Source organism: Kitasatospora sp. NPDC030952, assembly GCF_055571335.1.
The window spans coordinates 73,830-93,262 of record NZ_JBVIFM010000008.1; the positions used below are offsets into that span (position 1 = coordinate 73,830).

The 19,433-nt window shown below is 77.3% G+C and carries 1 protein-coding gene (only partly in view); it reads right to left on the minus strand.

Translation table 11 applies throughout. The features are described 5' to 3' along the window. Positions 1–19,433 carry the 3' portion of a type I polyketide synthase gene (locus ACZ47G_RS16520; RefSeq protein ID WP_465743509.1) on the minus strand. The gene runs 8,839 nt beyond the window's last position, so the window shows 19,433 of its 28,272 coding nt (coding positions 8,840–28,272); its start codon lies off the right edge, out of view; its stop codon occupies positions 1–3.

The following is a 19,433-nucleotide window of genomic DNA, read 5'->3' on the forward strand; positions in this document are numbered from 1 at the left end:
TCAGTCCTGGGCGTGGTCGGGGTCGTTGCGCAGGGCGGCCTGCACCAGGTCGTCCAGGTCCATCCCGTCGATCACGTCGATCGGATCGATCGCGTCGGTGGACTCGGCGGCCCCGGCGGCCTGGGCGGGCCCGCCGTCGGCGAGCCTCAGCAGCACGTCCAGGACGCCGCTGCGTCGCAGCCGGTCCAGCGGGACGGACTCCACGAGGGCCCGCAGGCGGGCACGCTCGGGGTCGGCCGGCTCCGCGGCGCTCCCGTCACCGGCCAGCAGGCCGAGCAGGTGCTGGGCGAGCTCGGTCGGGCTCGGGTGGTCGAAGACCAGCGTCGGCGACAGGTCGAGCCCGGTCGCGGCGCCGAGCCGGTTGCGCAGCTCGATGGCGCCGAGGGAGTCGAACCCGAGGTCACGGAAGGCCTTCTCGGGGCCGACGGCCTCGATGCCGGGCAGTCCGAGCACCTCGGCCGCCCGCCCGCGCACCAGTCCGAGGAGGGTGGCGGAGCGGCGGGCCGGGCTGAGCGCGGCCAGTTCGGCGCGCAGCTCGCGGCCGTTCGCCGCGCCGCCGCCGGGGCCCTGCGGGTCGGCGTAGCCGGGGAGTTCGGCGAGCAGCCGGCTCGGGCGGACGGCGGTGAAGGCCCGCACGAAGCGCTCCGGGTCGACGTCGGCGACCAGGGTGGCCGGCGCGGTGTCCAGGACGGCCCGACGCAGCGCGGCGACCGCGACGGCCGGGTCGAGCGGCCGGATGCCGGTGCGGCGGGCGGCCTCGCCGGCCCGGGCGTCGGCGGCCATGCCGCCGCCGGCCCAGGCGCCCCAGGAGAGGGAGGTGGCGGCGAGTCCGTCGGCGCGGCGGCGTTCGGCGAGCGCGTCGAGGACGGCGTTGGCGGCCGCGTAGTTGCCCTGGCCGGGGTTGCCGACGGCCGCCGAGGCGGAGGAGAACAGGGCGAAGACGGCGAGGTCGTGGTCCCTGGTCAGCTCGTCGAGCAGGAGCGCCGAGGTGGCCTTGGCGCGGTAGACCTCCTCGAAGCGGTCGGGGGTGAGGCCGTCGATGACGCCGTCGTCGAGTACGCCGGCGGCGTGGACGACGGCGGTCAGCGGGTGCTCGGCGGGCACGGCGGCCAGGACGGCCGCGAGCGCCTCCCGGTCGGCCGCGTCGCAGGCCGCGAGAGTGACGGCGGCGCCGGTGGCGGCGAGCTCCGTGCGGAGCTCGGACGCCCCCGGGGCGTCCGGGCCCCGGCGGCTGAGCAGCACCAGGTGCCGGGCGCCCGCGGCGGCGAGGCCGCGGGCGACCTCGGCGCCGAGCGCGCCGGTGCCGCCGGTGATCAGGACGGTGCCGGTCGGCTCCCAGTCCGCCGGATCGCTCACGGACCCGCCCGGTGTGGCTGCCAGGCGCCGGCCGAGGACGCCGGTGGGCCGGACGGCCAGCTGGTCCTCCCCGTCCGGGTCGGCCATGACGCCGGCCAGCAGGGCGGCGGTGCGCCGGTCCAGGCTGGCGGGCAGGTCGATCAGGCCGCCCCAGCGCTGCGGGAGTTCGAGCGCGGCGACCCGGCCGAGGCCCCAGACGGCCGCCTGGGCCAGGCCGGTGACCCGGTCGCCGGGGGCGGCCGCGACGGCGTCCCGGGTGAGGCACCACAGGGGTGCGCCGATCCGGGCGTCGCCGAGGGCCTGCACCAGGGCGGCGGTGCGGGCGAGCCCGGCGGGGGCGCTGCGCTGTGCCGATTCACCGAGTGCCGATTCACCGAATGCCGAATCACCGGGTGCCGAATCACCGAGTGCCGAATCACCGGGTGCCGAATCACCGAGTGCGGACTCGTCGAGCGCCAGGAGGGACACCACACCGGTGATCTCCCCGGCCGGGCAAGGGAGTTCGGCGAGCCGCTTGGCGAGCCCGGCCCGGTCCGCGTCGGCGTCGACGGTGAGCCGGACGGCGTCCGCGCCGAGCGCGGCGAGCACGGCGTCCGTCCAGGCCGGGTCACCGTGACCGGCCGGGACGACGGCGAGCCGGGTGCCGGCCGGCGCCGCGACGCGCGGGCGGTCGAGCGGCTTCCAGACGATCCGCCGGCGGCGGGCGTCCACGGCTGCCTGCTCCTCGCGCCGGTCGTGCCAGTCGCGCAGCGCCGGGAGCACCTGGGCGAGGGCGTCGCCGTCGACGTCCAGGGTGCCGGCCAGCGCGTCGACGGACGCGGTGCGCAGCGCCGTCCAGAACTCGGCGTCCGGGGCGGCCGCCGGGGCCACCGACTGCTCCGGCCAGTAGCGCTGCCGCTGGAACGGGTAGGTGGGCAGGTCGACCCGGCGGGCGCCGGTGCCGGCGAAGACCGCCTCCCAGTCCGGCGCGAGCCCGTCGGCGTGCAGCCGGGCGACGGCGGCGAGCAGGGTCGTGCGCTCGTCGCGGCCGTGGCGCAGCGCGGTGGCGGTGACCACCGGCCGGGCCGGGTCGGCGTCCTCCCCGGTGTTGGCCTGGACGAGGGCGGAGAGCACGCCGTCCGGGCCGAGTTCGAGGTGGCGGCGCACGCCGCGGGCGGTGAGGGCGGCGACGCCGTCGGCGAAGCGGACGGCCTCGCGGACATGGCGCACCCAGTACCGTGCCCCGAAGTCGGCCCCGAACTCGGCCCCTGTGTCGCCGGCCCCGCTGTCCCCGGTGCCGACGTCACCGGTCAGGTTGGACACGAGCGGGATGCGCGGGGCGGCGTAGGCGATGCCCCGGGCGGTCCGCTCGAAGTCGTCGAGCATGGCGTCCATGTGTACGGAGTGAAACGCATGGCTCACCCGCAAACGCCTAGTCCTGCGTCCGTCCGCCGCGAATCGGGCGGCGACGCGTTCGACGGCGTCGGCGTCTCCGGAGAGGACGACGGCGCGCGGGCCGTTGACGGCGGCGATCGAGACGCCGTCGGTCAGCACCGCCAGCACCTCCGCCTCCGTCGCCTCCACCGACACCATCGCTCCCCCACCGGGGAGTTCCGACATCAACCGGGCCCGCGCCGCCACCAGCGCACAGGCGTCCTCCAACGAGAACACCCCCGCCACGTGCGCCGCCGCGATCTCACCGATCGAATGCCCCACCACGAAGTCCGGCCGCAGACCCCACGACTCCACCAACCGGAACAGCGCCACCTCCAACGCGAACAACGCCGGCTGCGCGTACCCCGTGTCATCCAGCAACGCGGCCTCCACCGACCCCTCCGCCGCGAACAGCACCGGGCGCAGCGGCCCGGCCAGCCGGCCCTCGAAGCCGGCGAGGACGGCGTCCAGCGCGTCGGCGAAGACCGGGTGGGCGGCGTACAGCTCCCGCCCGGCGCCGGGGCGCTGGGAGCCCTGGCCGGGGAAGAGGAAGGCGGTCCGGCCGCCCAGGGCCGAGCCCTGGACGAGCTGCGGCGCGGCCTGGCCGTCGACCAGGGCGTGCAGGCCCTGGGTCAGTTCGGCGCGGTCGGCGGCGAGCACGGCGGCCCGGTGGTCGAGCAGCGTGCGGGTGGTGGCGAGCGAGTGGCCGAGGTCGCGGACCGTCAGCTCCGGGTGCGCGGCGAGGTGGCCGAGCAGCAGGGCGGCCTGCTCGCGCAGCGCGGCGGGCGTCGCGGCGGAGAGCGGGACGGGCAGCGGCCGGTCGTCCGGGCGCTGGTCGGCGGGCTCGGCCGCGGCAGGCGCCTCGACGATGACGTGGGCGTTGGTGCCGCTCGCGCCGAAGGCCGAGACCCCGGCCCGGCGCGGGTGGCCGGTGCTCGGCCACGCGGTCTCCTCGGTGAGGAGCTCGGCGGCGCCGGCCGTCCAGTCGACGTGCGAGGACGGCGTACCGACGTGCAGCGTGCGCGGCAGCAGGCCGTGCTGCATGGCCAGCACCATCTTGATCACGCCGGCCACCCCGGAGGCCGCCTGGGTGTGCCCGAGGTTGGACTTCAGCGCGCCGATCAGGACGGGCCGTTCGCGGTCCTGGCCGTAGGTGGCCAGGAGCGCCTGGGCCTCGATCGGGTCGCCGAGCTTGGTGCCGGTGCCGTGCGCCTCGACCGCGTCGACCTCCGCGGCCGCCAGGCCCGCGTTGGCCAGAGCGCGCCGGATGACGCGCTGCTGGGACGGGCCGTTGGGCGCGGTGATGCCGTTCGAGGCGCCGTCCTGGTTGATCGCGGAGCCGCGCAGGACGGCCAGCACCCGGTGCCCGCGGCGCTCGGCGTCGGAGAGCCGCTCGACCACCAGGACGCCGACGCCCTCGGACCACGCGGTGCCCTCGGCGTCGTCGGAGAACGTACGGCAGCGCCCCTCCGCGGACAGCGCCCCCATCTCGCCGAACTCCACGAACCCGACCGGGCTCGACATCACCGTCACACCGCCCGCCAGGGCCAGCGAGCACTCGCCGGACCGCAGGGCCTGGGCGGCCAGGTGCAGGGCGACCAGCGAGGACGAGCAGGCGGTGTCCACGCTGACCGAGGGCCCCTCCAGCCCGAGGGTGTAGGAGAGCCGGCCGGACAGCAGGCTCGCGGACTGCGCGGTCTCGACGTGGCCGAGCTGGCCGATCGCCGGCCGGTAGTCGCCGCTGCCGCCGCCGATGAACACGCCGGTGTCGCCGCCGCGCAGGCCCGCCGGGTCGATCCCGGCGCGTTCCAGCGCCTCCCACGCGGTCTCCAGCACGAGCCGCTGCTGCGGGTCGACGACCATCGCCTCGCGCGGGGAGACGCCGAAGAAGGCGGCGTCGAACTCGGCCGCGTCGTACAGGAACCCGCCCTCCTGGGTGACGCTGCGCCCGCGCCCGTCCCGGTCGCCGTGGGCGAGCCGGTCGAGGTCCCAGCCGCGGTCCGCCGGGAACGGGCCGATCGCGTCGGTGCCCTCCCGGAGCAGCCGCCACAGGTCCTCGGGCGAACGGACGCCGCCCGGGTAGCGGCAGCCCATGCCGACGATCACGATCGGGTCGTCGGTGTCGGCCGCGACGGCGGAGTGCTCCACCTCCGGTGCTTCGTCGAAGAGTTCGCCGCGCAGGTGGGCGGCCAGGGCCGCCGGGGTCGGGTAGTCGAACACCAGCGTGGCGGGCAGCCGGAGGCCGGTCGCCGCGTTGAGCCGGTTGCGCAGGTCGACGGCGGTCAGCGAGTCGAAGCCGAGGTCCTTGAACGGGTGCCCGGACGGCACGTCCTGCGGGTCGGCGTGGCCGAGCACGGCGGCCGACTCGGCGCGGACGATCGCCAGCAGCGCCTCGGTGCGTTCGGCCGCCGACCGCTCCCGCAGATCGGCGCGCAGCGCGTCGGTGCGGCTCGCGGTCTCCGCCTCGGGACGCGCGGTGACGCGGCCCTCGGGCAGGTCGGCGAACAGCCGGGTCGGCCGGGCCTCGGCGAAGGCGGGCGCGAAGCGCTCCCAGGCGACCTCGGCGACGGTGACGGCGGGCCCGTCGAGGGCGGCGGCCAGGGCCGCCAGGGCGCGGTCGGGGGCGACCGGCGGCAGCCCGTTGGCCCGCAGGTGGGCGGCCAGCGAGTCGGGCGCGTGACCGGTCCAGGCGCCCCAGGCGACGGCGGTCCCGGCCTGCCCGGTGGCGCGGCGGCGCTGGGCGGCGGCGTCGAGCAGCGCGCCGGCGGCGGCCTCGTCGGCCCGGCCCTTCACCCCCCAGGTGCCGGCGATCGACCCGAACAGCACCTGGGCGTCGAGGTCCCGGCCCGCGAGCGCCCGGTCGAGCGCGTCGAGGTCGGCGAGCAGCCCGGCGAGGTCCTCGGCGGGCGCGGCGCCACGACCGGTGTAGAGGACGGCGGACAGATCGGACAGCTCGGGCAGCCCGAGCACGCCGGCCAGGGCCTCGGGGTCGCCGGGTGTGCCGGTGACGAGCGTCAGCTCGGTGCCGTGCTCGGCGAGTTCGGTCCGCAGGCTCTCATCCGTGCCGGCCGCGGCGGCATCGGCGGTATCGGCGGCCGTCGCCCCCGGGCCCGCCGTGGCACCGTCCGCGAGGATCACCACCCGTCGGGCGCCCGAGCGGGCGAGCCAGCGGGCCGTCGGGTCGGCGTGGCCGGCCGGGTCGCCGACCAGCAGGACGGTGCCGCGCGGGGTCCACGGGCGGGCGTCCTCGGGCGTGGTGGCGCGCACCAGGCGGCGGGCGAAGGCGCCGGTGGGGCGCAGGGCGAGCTGGTCCTCGCCGTCCTCGGCCGCCAGCAGGGCGCGCAGGCGGGCCGAGGTGCGGGCGTCGGGGGCCTCCGGCAGGTCGATCAACCCGCCCCAGCGCTCCGGGTGTTCGAGGGCGGCCACCCGGCCGATGCCCCAGACGGCCGCCTGCGCGGCGTCCTGCGGGGCCTCGGTGTCGGCGACCGCGACGGCGCCCCGGGTGAGGCACCACAGCGGGGCGTCGACGCCCGCCTCGCCGAGGGCGGCGAGCAGCGCGTCCGGCCGGGCGAGGCCGGTGGGCAGGCCACCGGGGGCGGCGAGCAGGGAGACCACACCGGTGAGCCGCTCGGCCAGGTCACCGCCGAGCGCGGTGAGCCGCTCGGCCAGGTCACCGCCGGCCGTGGGGGCGAGCCCCTCCCCGCCGGCCGTGACGGCGAGCACTCCGTCCCCGAGCGCGGCGAGCACCCCTGAGGTCCAGGGGTCCTCCCCATCGCCCGGGACCAGCGCCAGCCAGGTGCCCGGCAGGGCGTCCGGCAGGGCGGACGGCCCGGCGGACGTGGCGTACGGCTTCCAGACCGCGCGGTAGCGCAGCCGGTCGGCCTCGGTGCGCTCGGTGCGGCGGTGGCGCCACGCCGAGAGGGCGGGCAGCAGCGCGCCGAGCGAGGTGTCGTCGTCGAGGCCGAGGGTCGCGCCGAGGGCGGCGGCGTCGGCCCGCTCGACGGCGGACCAGAACGCGGCGTCCGCCGGGTCGCCGGTGACGGGCTCCGGTGCGCGCTCGGGCCAGTACAGCTCGCGCTGGAACGGGTAGGTGGGCAGGTCGACCCGGCGGGCGCCGGTGCCGGCGAGCAGCGCGGTCCAGTCGACCGGCACGCCCACGACGTGCAGCCGGGCGAAGGCGGTGACCAGGGCGGGTTCCTCCGGCCGGTCCCGGCGCAGGGCGGCGGCGGTCACGCTCTCCTCGCCGAGCCCGCGCTCGGCGAGCGCGGCGAGCACGCCGTCCGGCCCCAGCTCCAGGAAGGCGGTCGCGCCCGCGTCCTCGAGTGCCCGGACGCCGTCGGCGAAGCGGACGGCCTCGCGGACGTGGCGCACCCAGTAGTCCGGGGTGCGGAGGTCGTCCTCGCCGAGGCCGCCGGTCAGGTTGGAGCCGATCGGGATCGAGGGAGCGTGGTACGTCAGCCCGTCGAGGACGGTGCGGAAGTCCGCCAGCATCGGGTCCATCAGCGGCGAGTGGAAGGCGTGCGACACCCGCAGCCGGCTCGTCCGCCGGTCCGCGAAGTGCGCCTCGACGGCCGCGACGGCCTCGGCGGCGCCCGAGACCACCACCGATGTCGGGCCGTTCACCGCCGCGATCGCCGCGGACTCGCCCAGCAGCGGCAGGACTTCGCTCTCCCGGGCCTCCACCGCGAGCATCGCGCCGCCCTCCGGCAGCGCCTGCATCAGCCGTCCGCGCGCGGCCACCAGGGTGCACGCGTCGTCCAGCGAGAACACCCCGGCGACGTACGCCGCGGTCACCTCACCGATCGAGTGCCCGGCCACGAACTCCGGCTGCACGCCGAGCGATCCGACGAGCCGGTGGAGCGCCACCCCGACCGCGAACAGCCCGGCCTGGGCGTACGCCGTCCGGTTCAGCAGCTCCTCGTCGGAGCCCCAGACGACGTCCCGCAAAGGCCGGTCCAGCAACTGGTCGAACCGCGCGCAGACACCGTCGAAAGCCTCGGCGAACACCGGGAAGCGTTCGTACAACTCCCGGCCCATGCCGATCCGTTGCGAGCCCTGTCCGGAGAACAGGAAGGCCGTCGAGCGCTCGGCCGCGACTCCGCGGGCGACCTCGACGCCGTCCAGCAGCACCGCCCGGTGCCCGAGCGCGGCCCGGCCGGCGGCGAGCGAGTGGGCGACGTCCAGCGCGGACGCGTCCTCGACCGAGGCGAGGCGCCCGAGCGAGGCGTCCAGCGCGGCCTCGGACTTGGCCGAGACCACCCAGGGTGCGGCAGCCACGGCCGGCACCGGGCCGGCCGGGTCGGGATCCGCGGGCGCCTGCTCCAGCAGCACGTGGGCGTTGGTGCCGCTGACGCCGAACGCGGAGACGCCGGCCCGGCGGGGGCGGCCGGTCACCGGCCAGTCCCGGGCCTCGGTGAGCAGCTCGACGGCACCGGCCGTCCAGTCGACGTGCCGGGAGGGCGAGTCGAGGTGCAGCGACTTCGGTAGCTCCCCGTGCCGCATCGCGAGCACCGTCTTGATCACCCCGGCGGCGCCGGCGGCGGCCTGGGTGTGGCCGAGGTTGGACTTCACCGAGCCGAGCAGCAGCGGCAGTTCGCGCTCCCGCCCGTAGGCGGCCAGCAGCGCGTGCGCCTCGATCGGGTCGCCGAGGGCGGTGCCGGTGCCGTGCGCCTCGACGGCGTCCACCTCACCGGGCGTCAGGCCCGCGTCGGCGAGGGCCGCGCGGATCACCCGCTGCTGGGCGCGCCCGTTGGGGGCGGTCAGGCCGTTGGAGGCGCCGTCCTGGTTGACGGCGCTGCCGCGCACGACCGCGAGGACGGGGTGCCCGAGCCGGCGGGCGTCGGAGAGCCGTTCCAGGACCAGGACGCCCGCGCCCTCGGACCACGCGGTGCCGTCGGCGGCGTCGGCGAAGGGCTTGCAGCGGCCGTCGGCGGCGAGGCCGCCCTGCGCGGTGAACTCGACGAAGGCGTCCGGGCTGGACATCACCGAGGCGCCGCCGGCCAGGGCCAGCGAGCACTCCCCGGCGCGCAGCGCGCGGGCGGCCAGGTGGAGCGAGACGAGCGCGGAGGAGCACGCGGTGTCGACGGTGACGGCCGGACCCTCCAGCCCGAGGGTGTAGGAGAGTCGGCCGGACAGCACGCTCGCGGTGTTGCCGGTGGCGGCGTGGCCGCGGACGTCGGCGGTGCCTCGGCGCAGCACGGTCAGGTAGTCCTGGCCGTTGGTGCCGACGAAGACGCCGGTGTCGCTGCCGCGCAGGCGGTCGGGGGCGATGCCGGAGCGTTCCAGGGCCTCCCAGGCGGTCTCCAGGAGCAGGCGCTGCTGGGGGTCCATGGCGAGCGCCTCGCGCGGCGAGATGCCGAAGAAGCGGGCGTCGAAGCGGCCGACGCCGTCCAGGAAGCCGCCGTGCAGGGTGGCGGAGCCGCCCCGGCCGAGGGCGTCGAGGTCCCAGCCGCGGTCGGTGGGGAACGGCCGGACGGCGTCGGCGCCGGCGCCGAGCAGCCGCCAGAGGTCCTCCGGGGTCTCGATGCCGCCGGGGAAGCGGCAGGCCATGCCGACGATCACGACGGCGTCGTCCGGGTCGTCCGCGACGGCCCGCCGGGCCGGTGCCCGGTCGGCTTCGGGCAGGGTGCCGAGGAGTTCGGCGAGGAGGTGGGCGGCCAGCTCGGCCGGGGTCGGGTGGTCGTAGACCAGGGTGGCGGGCAGGGTCAGGCCGGTGGCGGCGGTGAGGGTGTTGCGCAGTTCGACGGTGGTGAGGGAGTCCATGCCGAGGTCGGTGAAGGGCTGGTCGGCGCCGACCCGCTCGCCGCCCGCGTGGCCGAGGACGGCCGCGACCCGGGTGCGCACGAAGTCGAGCACGAACCGCGCCCTGGCCTGCTCGGACAGCTCGGCGAGGCGCTGCCGCAGCCCGGACTCCGGCGCGGCGGCCGCCGGCCGGCCGGCCGGTCCGGCCAGCGCGGTGATCAGCGGGACGGGCCGCTGGGCGGTGAAGACGGCGGCGTAGCGCTGCCAGTCGATGTCGGCGACGGTGAGCGCGGTGTCCTGGTGGTCGAGGGCGTGCCCGAGCGCGGCCAGGGCGCGCCGCGGCGCCATCGGGGTGTAGCCGCCCCGGCGGACCCGCTGTTCGACGCCGGCCCCGGCCATGCCGTCGCCGGCCCACGGGCCCCAGGCGATCGCGGTGGCCGGGCGGCCCTCGGCGCGCCGCTGTTCGGCGAGGGCGTCGAGGTACGCGTTGGCGGCGGCGTAGTTGGCCTGCCCGGCGGCGCCGAGGGTGCCGGCGGTGGAGGTGAACAGGACGAAGGCGGCGAGGTCGGTGTCGCGGGTCAGCTCGTCGAGGTGGCGGGCGGCCTCGGCCTTGGGGCGGAACACCTCGGCGAACTGCTCGGCGGTCAGGGTGTCCAGGGTGCCGTCGGCGACCACTCCGGCGGCGTGGAACACGGCGGTGAGCGGCCGGTCTGCCGGGACGGCGGCGAGGAGGGCCGCGAGGGCGTCCCGATCGGCGGCGTCGCAGGCGGCCAGGGTGGCCTCGGCGCCGAGGGCGGCGAGGTCGGCGCGCAGCTGTTCGGCGCCGGGGGCCGCCGCGCCGCTCCGGCTGACCAGCAGCAGGTGTCGGGCGCCCTGTTCGGCCAGGTGGCGGGCGAGCTGCCCGCCGAGGCCGCCGGTGCCGCCGGTGATCAGGACGGTGCCGGTCGGCGCGTACGGCCTGGCGGCCGGGCGGTCGCCCCCCGGGTGAGGCAGCGGCTGACGCAGCGGGTGGCGCACCAGGCGCCGGGCGAAGGTGCCGGAGGCGCGGACGGCGAGCTGGTCCTCGCCGTCGGTGCGGGCGAGCGCGGCGGCCAGGCGGCGCAGCGCGGTGTCGTCGAGCTGGTCCGGCAGGTCGATCAGCCCGCCCCAGCGGGTGGGCAGTTCGAGGGCGGCGGAGCGGCCGAGGCCCCAGACGGCGGCCTGCCGGGGGTCGGCGGGGCGGTCGGAGCGGCCGGCGGCGACGGCGCCGCGGGTGAGGCACCACAGCGGGGCGGTGAGGCCGGCGTCGCCGAGGGCCTGGACGGCGGTGACGGTGGCGGCGAGCGGGTCGTCGCCGAGGGCGAGCAGCGACAGGACGCCGGTGAACTCCCCCGCGTCCCGGAGCTGCTCGGCGAGCGCGGCCCGGTCGCCGGAGACCCGCAGGGTCACCCCGTCGACGAGCCCGTCCGCCCAGGGCGCGTCGTCCGCCGCGAGGATCAGCCAGCGGCCGGCGGGCCGGGTCGCGGCGCCGCCCGTCGCGTCGAGCGGCGTCCAGGAGGCGCGGTAGCGCCAGGCGTCCACGGTGGTGCGCTCGCGGCGGGCCCGGCGCCAGCTGGACAGGGCGGTCACGGTGTCGTGGTCGAGGTCCAGGCCGGTGCCGAGCGCGGCCAGGTCGCCACGGTCGACGGCGGCCCAGAACTCGGCGTCCACCGGGTCGGATCCCGCCGCCGGGGCGGACCGGCCGTCGGGCCAGTAGCGCTCCCGCTGGAACGGGTAGGTGGGCAGGTCGGCGCGGCGGGCGCCGGTGCCGGCGAAGACGGCCGCCCAGTCCGGTCGCAGGCCGCCGACGGCCAGCCGGGCGAGCGCGGCGGTGAGGGCCGGGACTCCGGGCCGACCGCGCCGCAGCGCGGGCACGCCGGTGAGGCGGGCGCCGTCGCCCAGGGTGTCGCGGGCGGCGGCGGTGAGGACGCCGTCCGGGCCGAGTTCGAGGAAGGCGGCGGCGCCGTGGCCGGCCAGGGCCTGGACGGCGTCGGCGAAACGGACGGTACCGCGCACCTGGCGCGCCCAGTACTCGGGCGCGGCGAGCTCGTCGGCGGTGGCGATCGCGCCGGTGACGGTGGAGATCAGCGGGATCGCCGGGGCGGCGTAGCCGAGCGTGGCGGCGACGCGGGTGTAGGCGTCGAGCATCGGCTCCATGTGCGGCGAGTGGAAGGCGTGCGAGACCCGCAGGCGCTTGGTCCTCCGGTCGGTGAACTCCGCGGCGATGCGGAGGACTTCGTCCTCGTCGCCCGAGATCACCACGGACCTGGGCCCGTTGACGGCGGCGATCGAGACGCCGTCGGTCAGCACCGCCAGCACCTCCGCCTCCGTCGCCTCCACCGACACCATCGCTCCCCCACCGGGGAGTTCCGACATCAACCGGGCCCGCGCCGCCACCAGCGCACAGGCGTCCTCCAACGAGAACACCCCCGCCACGTGCGCCGCCGCGATCTCACCGATCGAATGCCCCACCACGAAGTCCGGCCGCAGACCCCACGACTCCACCAACCGGAACAGCGCCACCTCCAGCGCGAACAACGCCGGCTGCGCGTACCCCGTGTCATCCAACAACGCGGCCTCCACCGACCCCTCCGCCGCGAACAGCGCGTCCCGGACGGGCCGTTCGTAGCCGAGGTCGAAGTGGGCGAGGGCGGCGTCCAGCGCCTCCGCGTACACCGGGTACCGGTCGTACAGCTCCCGGCCCATGGCCGGGTACTGGCTGCCCTGGCCGGTGAACAGGAACGCCAGGCCGCCGCCGGCCGCGCGGCCGGTGACGAGGGCGGCGTCCGGCAGGCCGTCGCGCAGGGCGGCGAGGGCGCGCCTCAGCTCGGCGCGGTCGCCGGTGGTGACGGCGGCGCGGCGGTCGAGCGCGGCCCGGGTGGTGGCGAGCGAGAACGCGACGTCGGCGAGCGGGAGTTCGGGCTGCTCGTCGAGCACGGTGAGCAGCCGGCCGGCCTGCGCGCGCAGGGCCTCTTCGGTCCGGGCGGACAGCGCGAAGGGCACGGTGTCGCCGTCCGTCGGCGCGGCGGCCACCGCGGCGGCCCCGGCGGCGACCGGCGGCTCTTCGAGGATCACGTGCGCGTTGGTGCCGCTCAGCCCGAACGAGGAGACGGCGGCGCGGCGCGGCCGCCCCGTCTCGGGCCAGTCCCGGGCCTCGGCGAGGAGCTCGATGGCGCCTTCGGTCCAGTCGACGTGGCTGGACGGCCGGTCGATGTGCAGGCTGGCCGGGAGCACCCCGCTGCGCAGCGCGAGCACGGTCTTGATCACGCCGGCCACGCCGGAGGCCATCTGGGTGTGCCCGAGGTTGGACTTCACCGAGCCGAGCAGCAGCGGTCGTTCGCGGTCCTGGCCGTAGGTGGCGAGCAGCGCCTGGGCCTCGATCGGGTCGCCGAGCTTGGTGCCGGTGCCGTGGCCCTCGACCGCGTCGACCTCGCCCGGGGCGAGCCGGGCGTTGGCGAGCGCGGCGCGGATCACCCGCTGCTGGGCGGGCCCGTTGGGGGCGGTGAGGCCGTTGGAGGCACCGTCCTGGTTGACGGCGGAGCCGCGCAGCACGGCGAGCACCGGGTGGCCGAGCCGCTCGGCGTCGGAGAGGCGCTCGACCAGCAGGAGGCCGACGCCCTCGGCCAGGCTCATGCCGTCGGCGGCCTCGGCGTAGGCCTTGCAGCGGCCGTCGACGGCCATCGCGCGCTGGCGGCTGAAGCCGACGAACGCGTTGGGCGTGGCCATCACGCTGACGCCACCGGCCAGGGCGAGCGAGCTCTCGCCGTTGCGCAGCGACTGGCAGGCCAGGTGCAGGGCGACCAGCGAGGACGAGCACGCGGTGTCGAGCGTGACGGCCGGGCCCTCGAAGCCGAAGGTGTAGGAGAGCCGGCCGGACAGCACGCTCGGGATGGTGCCGGTGACGAGGTGTCCCTCGGCGCCGTCCTGGGCGGAGTCGCCGGGGCTGTAGTCCTGGTAGCTGGCGCCGATGAACGTGCCGGTGGTGCTGCCGCGCAGGGCGGCCGGGTCGAGTCCGGCGCGTTCCATGGCCTCCCAGGCGGTCTCCAGCAGGAGCCGCTGCTGCGGGTCCATGGCGAGGGCCTCGCGCGGGGAGATGCCGAAGAAGGCGGCGTCGAAGTCGGCGACGTCCTCCAGGAAACCGCCGCGCACCGAGTAGGTGCGGCCGGGCGCGTCCGGGTCCGGGTCGTAGAGCCCCTCGGTGTCCCAGCCGCGGTCGGCCGGGAACTCGGTGATGGCGTCGCCGCCCGAGGTGACGAGCCGCCACAGGTCCTCGGGGGAGGCGATCCCGCCGGGGTAGCGGCAGCTCATGCCGATGACGGCGATCGGCTCGTCGAACGCGACGGCGGCCTGCGAGGGCGCCGGGCCGCCGGTGACGGCCGGGCCGGCGACCTTCTCGCGCAGGAAGCGCACCAGGGCGAGCGGGTTCGGGTGGTCGAACACCAGGGTGCTGGGCAGCGTGAGGCCGGTCGCGGCGGCCAGCCGGTTGCGCAGGTCGACGGCGGTCAGCGAGTCGAAGCCGACGTCGCGGAAGGCCCGCTGCTCGGACAGCACGTCGGGCGAGGCGTGGCCGAGCGTGGTGGCCGCCTCGGCGCGGACCAGGTCCAGCAGCCGGCGCTGCTGCTCGGCGGCCGGCAGGGCGCGCAGCCGGGCGGCGAACTCGCCGTCCCCGGCCGGGCGTTCGGCGGCCTCGGCGAGCCGGCGCACCTCGGGGACGTCCTCGAACAGGGCGCTCGGGCGGCCGGAGGTGAAGACCGGGTGGTAGCGCTCCCAGTCGACGTCCGCGATCGCGAGCACCTGCTCGTCTGCGTCCAGGGCCTGGCGCAGCCCGTCCAGGGCGAGCGAGGGGTCCATGAAGACCAGGCCGCTGCGCCGGATCTGGCCGGGGTCGACCCGGCCGAGCTTCAGGTCGTCGGCCCAGATGCCCCAGGAGATCGCGGTGGCCTTGCCGCCGCGGGCGCGGCGGTGCTCGGCGAGCGCGTTGAGGTAGGCGTTGCCGGCGACGTAGGCGGCGTGCCGGCCGCTGCCCCACATTCCGGCGGTGGAGGAGTACAGCACGAAGGCGTCGAGCTGGTCGTCGGGCAGCAGCTCGTCGAGGTGGCGGGCGCCGGCCGTCTTGGCGTGCAGCACCTTGGCGAAGGCCTCGTGGCTGGTCTCCTCGACGGACAGCAGCTCGATGACGGCGGCGGTGTGCACGACGGTGCGCACCTGGTGGCCGGCGGCGGCGAGGTCGGCGAGCATCGTCGCGACGGCGTCGCGGTCGGTGAGGTCACAGGCCGCCATCTCGGCCGCGCAGCCCGCGGCGGCGAGCTCGGCGAGCAGTTCGGCGGCGCCCGGCGCGGTGGCGCCGCGGCGGCTGGTGAGCACGATCCGCTCGGCGCCCTCGGCGGCGAGGCGGCGGGCCAGGTGCGGGGCGAGGGTGCCGGTGCCGCCGGTGATCAGGACGGTCCCGCGCGGCGGCCGGGCCTCCCGGCGGGCGGCGGCCTCGGCGCGCACGATGCGGCGGGCGTAGGCGCCGGAGGGGCGGATCGCCACCTGGTCCTCGTCGCGGGCGGCCAGTACGGCGGCCAGCCGCTCGCCGCCGCGCCGGTCGAGCGCCTCGGGCAGGTCGACGACGCCGCCGAAGCGCTGGGGGTGCTCCAGGGCGGCCGTCCAGCCGAGGCCGTGGACCTGCGCCTGCACCGGGTTGGCGACCCGGTCGGTGCGCCCGGCGGCGACGGCGCCGCGGGTGAGGCACCACAGCGGAGCTTCCTGCCCGGTGTCGCCGAGGGCCTGGATCAGCGCGAGGGTGAGCGCGACGCCCTCGGGCAGGGCGGGGTGGCGCCCGCTCGGGTGCTCGGCGGTGGCGAGCAGCGAGACGATGCCGCTCGGTTCGCCCAGGTCGAGCAGGGCGGCGAGCCGCTGCCGGTCGGTGCAGCCGTCGTCCAGGACGAGCCGCTCGACGGTGGCGCCGTGGGCGGTGAGCGCCTCGGCGACGTCCTCCCCCTCGCCGTCCTCGGCGGTGACCAGCAGCCAGCTGCCGTCCAGCCGGGCCGGGGCGGTGGCGAGCGGCTTCCAGGTCGCCCGGTAGCGCCAGGAGTCGAGCGTCGAGCGCTCGCGCCGCCGCCGGTGCCAGTCGGACAGCGCGGGCAGCACCGGGGCGAGCGCGCCGCTGTCGATCCGCAGCCGGGCGGCCAGCGCCTCGACGTCGGCCTCCTCGACGGCGCTCCAGAACTCGCCGTCCTCCGGCGCCCCGCCGGGGCGTGGTGCGACGGCCCACAGGTGCTCGTGCTGGAAGGCGTAGGTGGGCAGCGGCACCCGGTGCCCACCGGTCAGCCGGGCGGACCAGTCGGCCCGGCCGCCCCGGACGAAGGCCTCGGCGAGCGAGAGCAGGAAGCGGTCGGTGCCGCCCTTGTCCCGGCGCAGGGTGCCGACGGCGCCGGCCCGGCCGCCGCAGTCCTCGGTGGTGGCCTCGATCGCCATGGTGAGCACGGTGTGCGGGCTGACCTCGACGAACAGGCCGTGGCCCTGGGCGATCAGCTCCCGTACGGCCGGGTCGAAGCGCACCGGGTTGCGGAGGTTGCGGTACCAGTAGTCGGCGTCCATGGCGGTGGTGTCCAGCCACTCGCCGGTGACGGTGGAGAAGAACGGCACCTCGGCGGCGCGCGGGCGCACCGGGGCGAGGGCGGTGAGCAGCTCGTCCCGGAGCAGTTCGACCTGGGCGGAGTGCGAGCCGTAGTCCACCGCGATCCGCCGGGCGCGTACCTCCTCGGCCTCGAACTCGGCCATCAGCTCGTCGAGTTCACCGGCCGGACCGGCGAGGACGACGGTCCGCGGCCCGTTCACGGCGGCCACCGCCAGCCCGCCGCCGCGGGTGCGCAGCCGCTCCTCGGCGTCCTCGGCCGACAGCGGCACCGAGATCATCCCGCCGGAGCCCGCGAGCACCCGGCCGATCAGCCGGCTGCGCAGCGCGGCCACCCGGGCGCCGTCCGCCAGGGAGAGCGCCCCGGCGACGACGGCGGCGGCGATCTCGCCCTGGGAGTGGCCGACCACGGCGTCCGGGTGGATGCCGTGGGCGCGCCACAGGTCGGCGAGGGCGACCATGACGGCGAAGGTCGCGGGCTGGACGACGTCGACGCGGTCCAGCGCGGGCGCGCCCTCGGCCTGGCGCAGCACGTCGGGCAGCGACCAGTCGACGTACGCGGACAGCGCCTCCGCGCACTCGGCGATCCGCTCGGCGAACACCGGCGACTCGTCGAGCAGCCGGGCGCCCATGCCGGCCCACTGGGAGCCCTGGCCGGGGAAGACGAAGACGGTGCGCCCGCCGTCCTCGGCGAGGCCGTGGACGGCGTTCGGCGCGGAGGCTCCGGCGGCGACCGCGGCGAGGCCCTCGCGCAGTTCGTCGGCGTCGGCGCCGAGCACCACGGCCCGGTGCTCGAACAGGGCGCGAGTGGTCAGCAGGGTGTGCCCGACGTCGCGCGGGCGCGGGCCCGGCTCGGCGTCGAGGTGGTCGGCCAGGCGCGCGGCCTGGGCGCGCAGCGCGGCCGGGGTGCGGGCGGAGAGCACCCACGGCACGACGCCGTCGGGCTCCTCGGCGGTCTCCGTCGGCGCGGCGGCGGACGCCTCGGCGCTCTCGGCAGGGGCGGCGGCGGGCGCCTCCTCCAGCACCACGTGCGCGTTGGTGCCGCTGATGCCGAAGGAGGAGACCGCGCAGCGGCGGGTCCGCTCGCCGGCCGGCCACGGGGTGGCCTCGTGGAGCAGGGTGACGGTGCCCGGCGTCCAGTCGATGTGCGAGGACGGCTCGGCGGCGTGCAGGGTGGCCGGGAGCACGCCGTGGCGCAGCGCCTGGACCATCTTGATCACGCCGGCGACGCCCGCCGCCGACTGGGTGTGGCCGATGTTGGACTTGACCGAGCCGAGCAGCAGCGGGCGCCGCGGGTCGCGGTCGCGCCCGTACGCGGCCTGGAGGGCCTGGGCCTCGATCGGGTCGCCGAGGGCGGTGCCGGTGCCGTGCGCCTCGATGGCGTCGACGTCGTCGGGGGTGAGGCCGGCGTTGTGCAGGGCCTGGCGGATGACGCGCTGCTGGGACGGCCCGTTGGGCGCGGTGAGCCCGTTGGAGGCGCCGTCCTGGTTGATCGCGGAGCCGCGGACGACGGCGAGCACCTGGTGGCCGTTGCGCTCGGCGTCGGAGAGCCGTTCCAGGACGACGACGCCGACACCCTCGGCGAGGGTCATGCCGTCGGCGGCCTCCGAGAAGGCCTTGCAGCGGCCGTCCTGGGCCAGTGCGCGCTGGCGGCTGAAGGCGATGAAGGCGTTCGGGTTGGTCATCACGGTGGCGCCGCCGGCGAGCGCGAGCGAGCTCTCGCCGCCGCGCAGCGACTGGCAGGCCAGGTGCAGCGCGACCAGCGAGGAGGAGCACGCGGTGTCGACGGTGACGGCCGGGCCCTCCAGTCCGAACAGGTAGGCGAGGCGCCCGGAGAGCACGCTCGGGCTGGTGCCGGTGACGGCGTGGCCGGCCGAGCTGTCGTCCATGCCGAGCCCGTACTCCTGGTACGTGGACCCGATGAAGGTGCCGGTCGCGCTGCCGTGCACGGAGGTCGGGTCGATGCCCGCGGATTCGAGGGCCTCCCAGGTGGTCTCCAGCAGCAGGCGCTGCTGCGGGTCCATGGCGAGGGCCTCGCGCGGGGAGATGCCGAAGAACGCGGCGTCGAACTCGCCGGCCTCGTGCAGGAACCCGCCCTGGGTGGAGTAGGTGCGGCCGGGGGTGTCCGGGTCCGGGTCGTAGAGGCCGGTGTCCCAGCCGCGGTTCTCCGGGAACTCGGAGATCGCGTCGGCGCCCTCGGCGACGAGCCGCCACAGCTGGTCGGGGCCGGCCGCGCCGCCGGGGAAGCGGCAGCCCATGCCGACGATGGCGATCGGCTCGTCCGGGTCGGCGGTGGTGACCGGGCCCGCCGTCACGTCCCGCGGTCCGTCGAGCAGTTCGCCGCGCAGGAAGGCGGCCAGGGCGACCGGCGTCGGGTGGTCGAAGGCCATGGTGCTGGGCAGCGGCAGGCCGGTCAGGGCGGCCAGGCGCTTGCGCAGTTCGACCGCGGTGAGCGAGTCGAAGCCGGCGTCGCGGAAGGCGCGCTTCTCGGGCACGCCGTCGACGGAGCCGTGGCCCAGCACGGCGGCGGCCTCGCGGCGCACCAGGTCGACCAGCAGCCGGTCCCGCTCGGCCTCGGACAGCCCGCGCAGTCGGCGGACCAGGTCGGAGGCGGCCCCGGCGTCGGCCGCGGCGCCGCGGGCGAGGGCGCGGACCTCGGGCAGCTCGTCGAACAGCACGCTCGGTCGCGCGGCGGTGAAGACCGGGGCGTAGCGCTCCCAGTCGACGTCCGCGACGGTCACCGCGACGTCCTCGTGGACGATCGCCCGGCGCAGCTCGGTGAGCGCGGTGTCCGGGGCGAGGAAGCGCAGGCCCTGGCGCCGCAGGCCGTCGGAGACGGCCTCGTGGGCGGCCATGCCGGCGCCGGCCCACGGGCCCCAGGCGATCGAGACGGCGGTCAGGCCGCGGGCGCGGCGGTTCTCGGCGAGGGCGTCGAGGTAGGCGTTGGCGGCGGCGTAGGCGCTCTGGCCCGCGCTGCCCCAGACGCCGGCGACGGAGGAGAAGAGGACGAAGAAGTCCAGGTCGTGGTCGGCGAGGAGGGCGTCGAGGTGGGCGGCGCCGTGGAGCTTGGCGGCGGTGAGGGCGGCGACCTCGGAGAGCGGGGTGTCCGCGAGCGGGGCGGCCTGGCCGACGCCGGCGGCGTGCACCACGCCGGTCAGCGGGTGCTCGGCCGGGATCGCGGCGAGGACGGCGGCGAGGGCGTCGCGGTCGGCGACGTCGCAGGCCACCAGGGCGGCGGTGGCGCCGTGTTCGGCGAGTTCGGCGACGAGTTCGGCGGCGCCGGGGG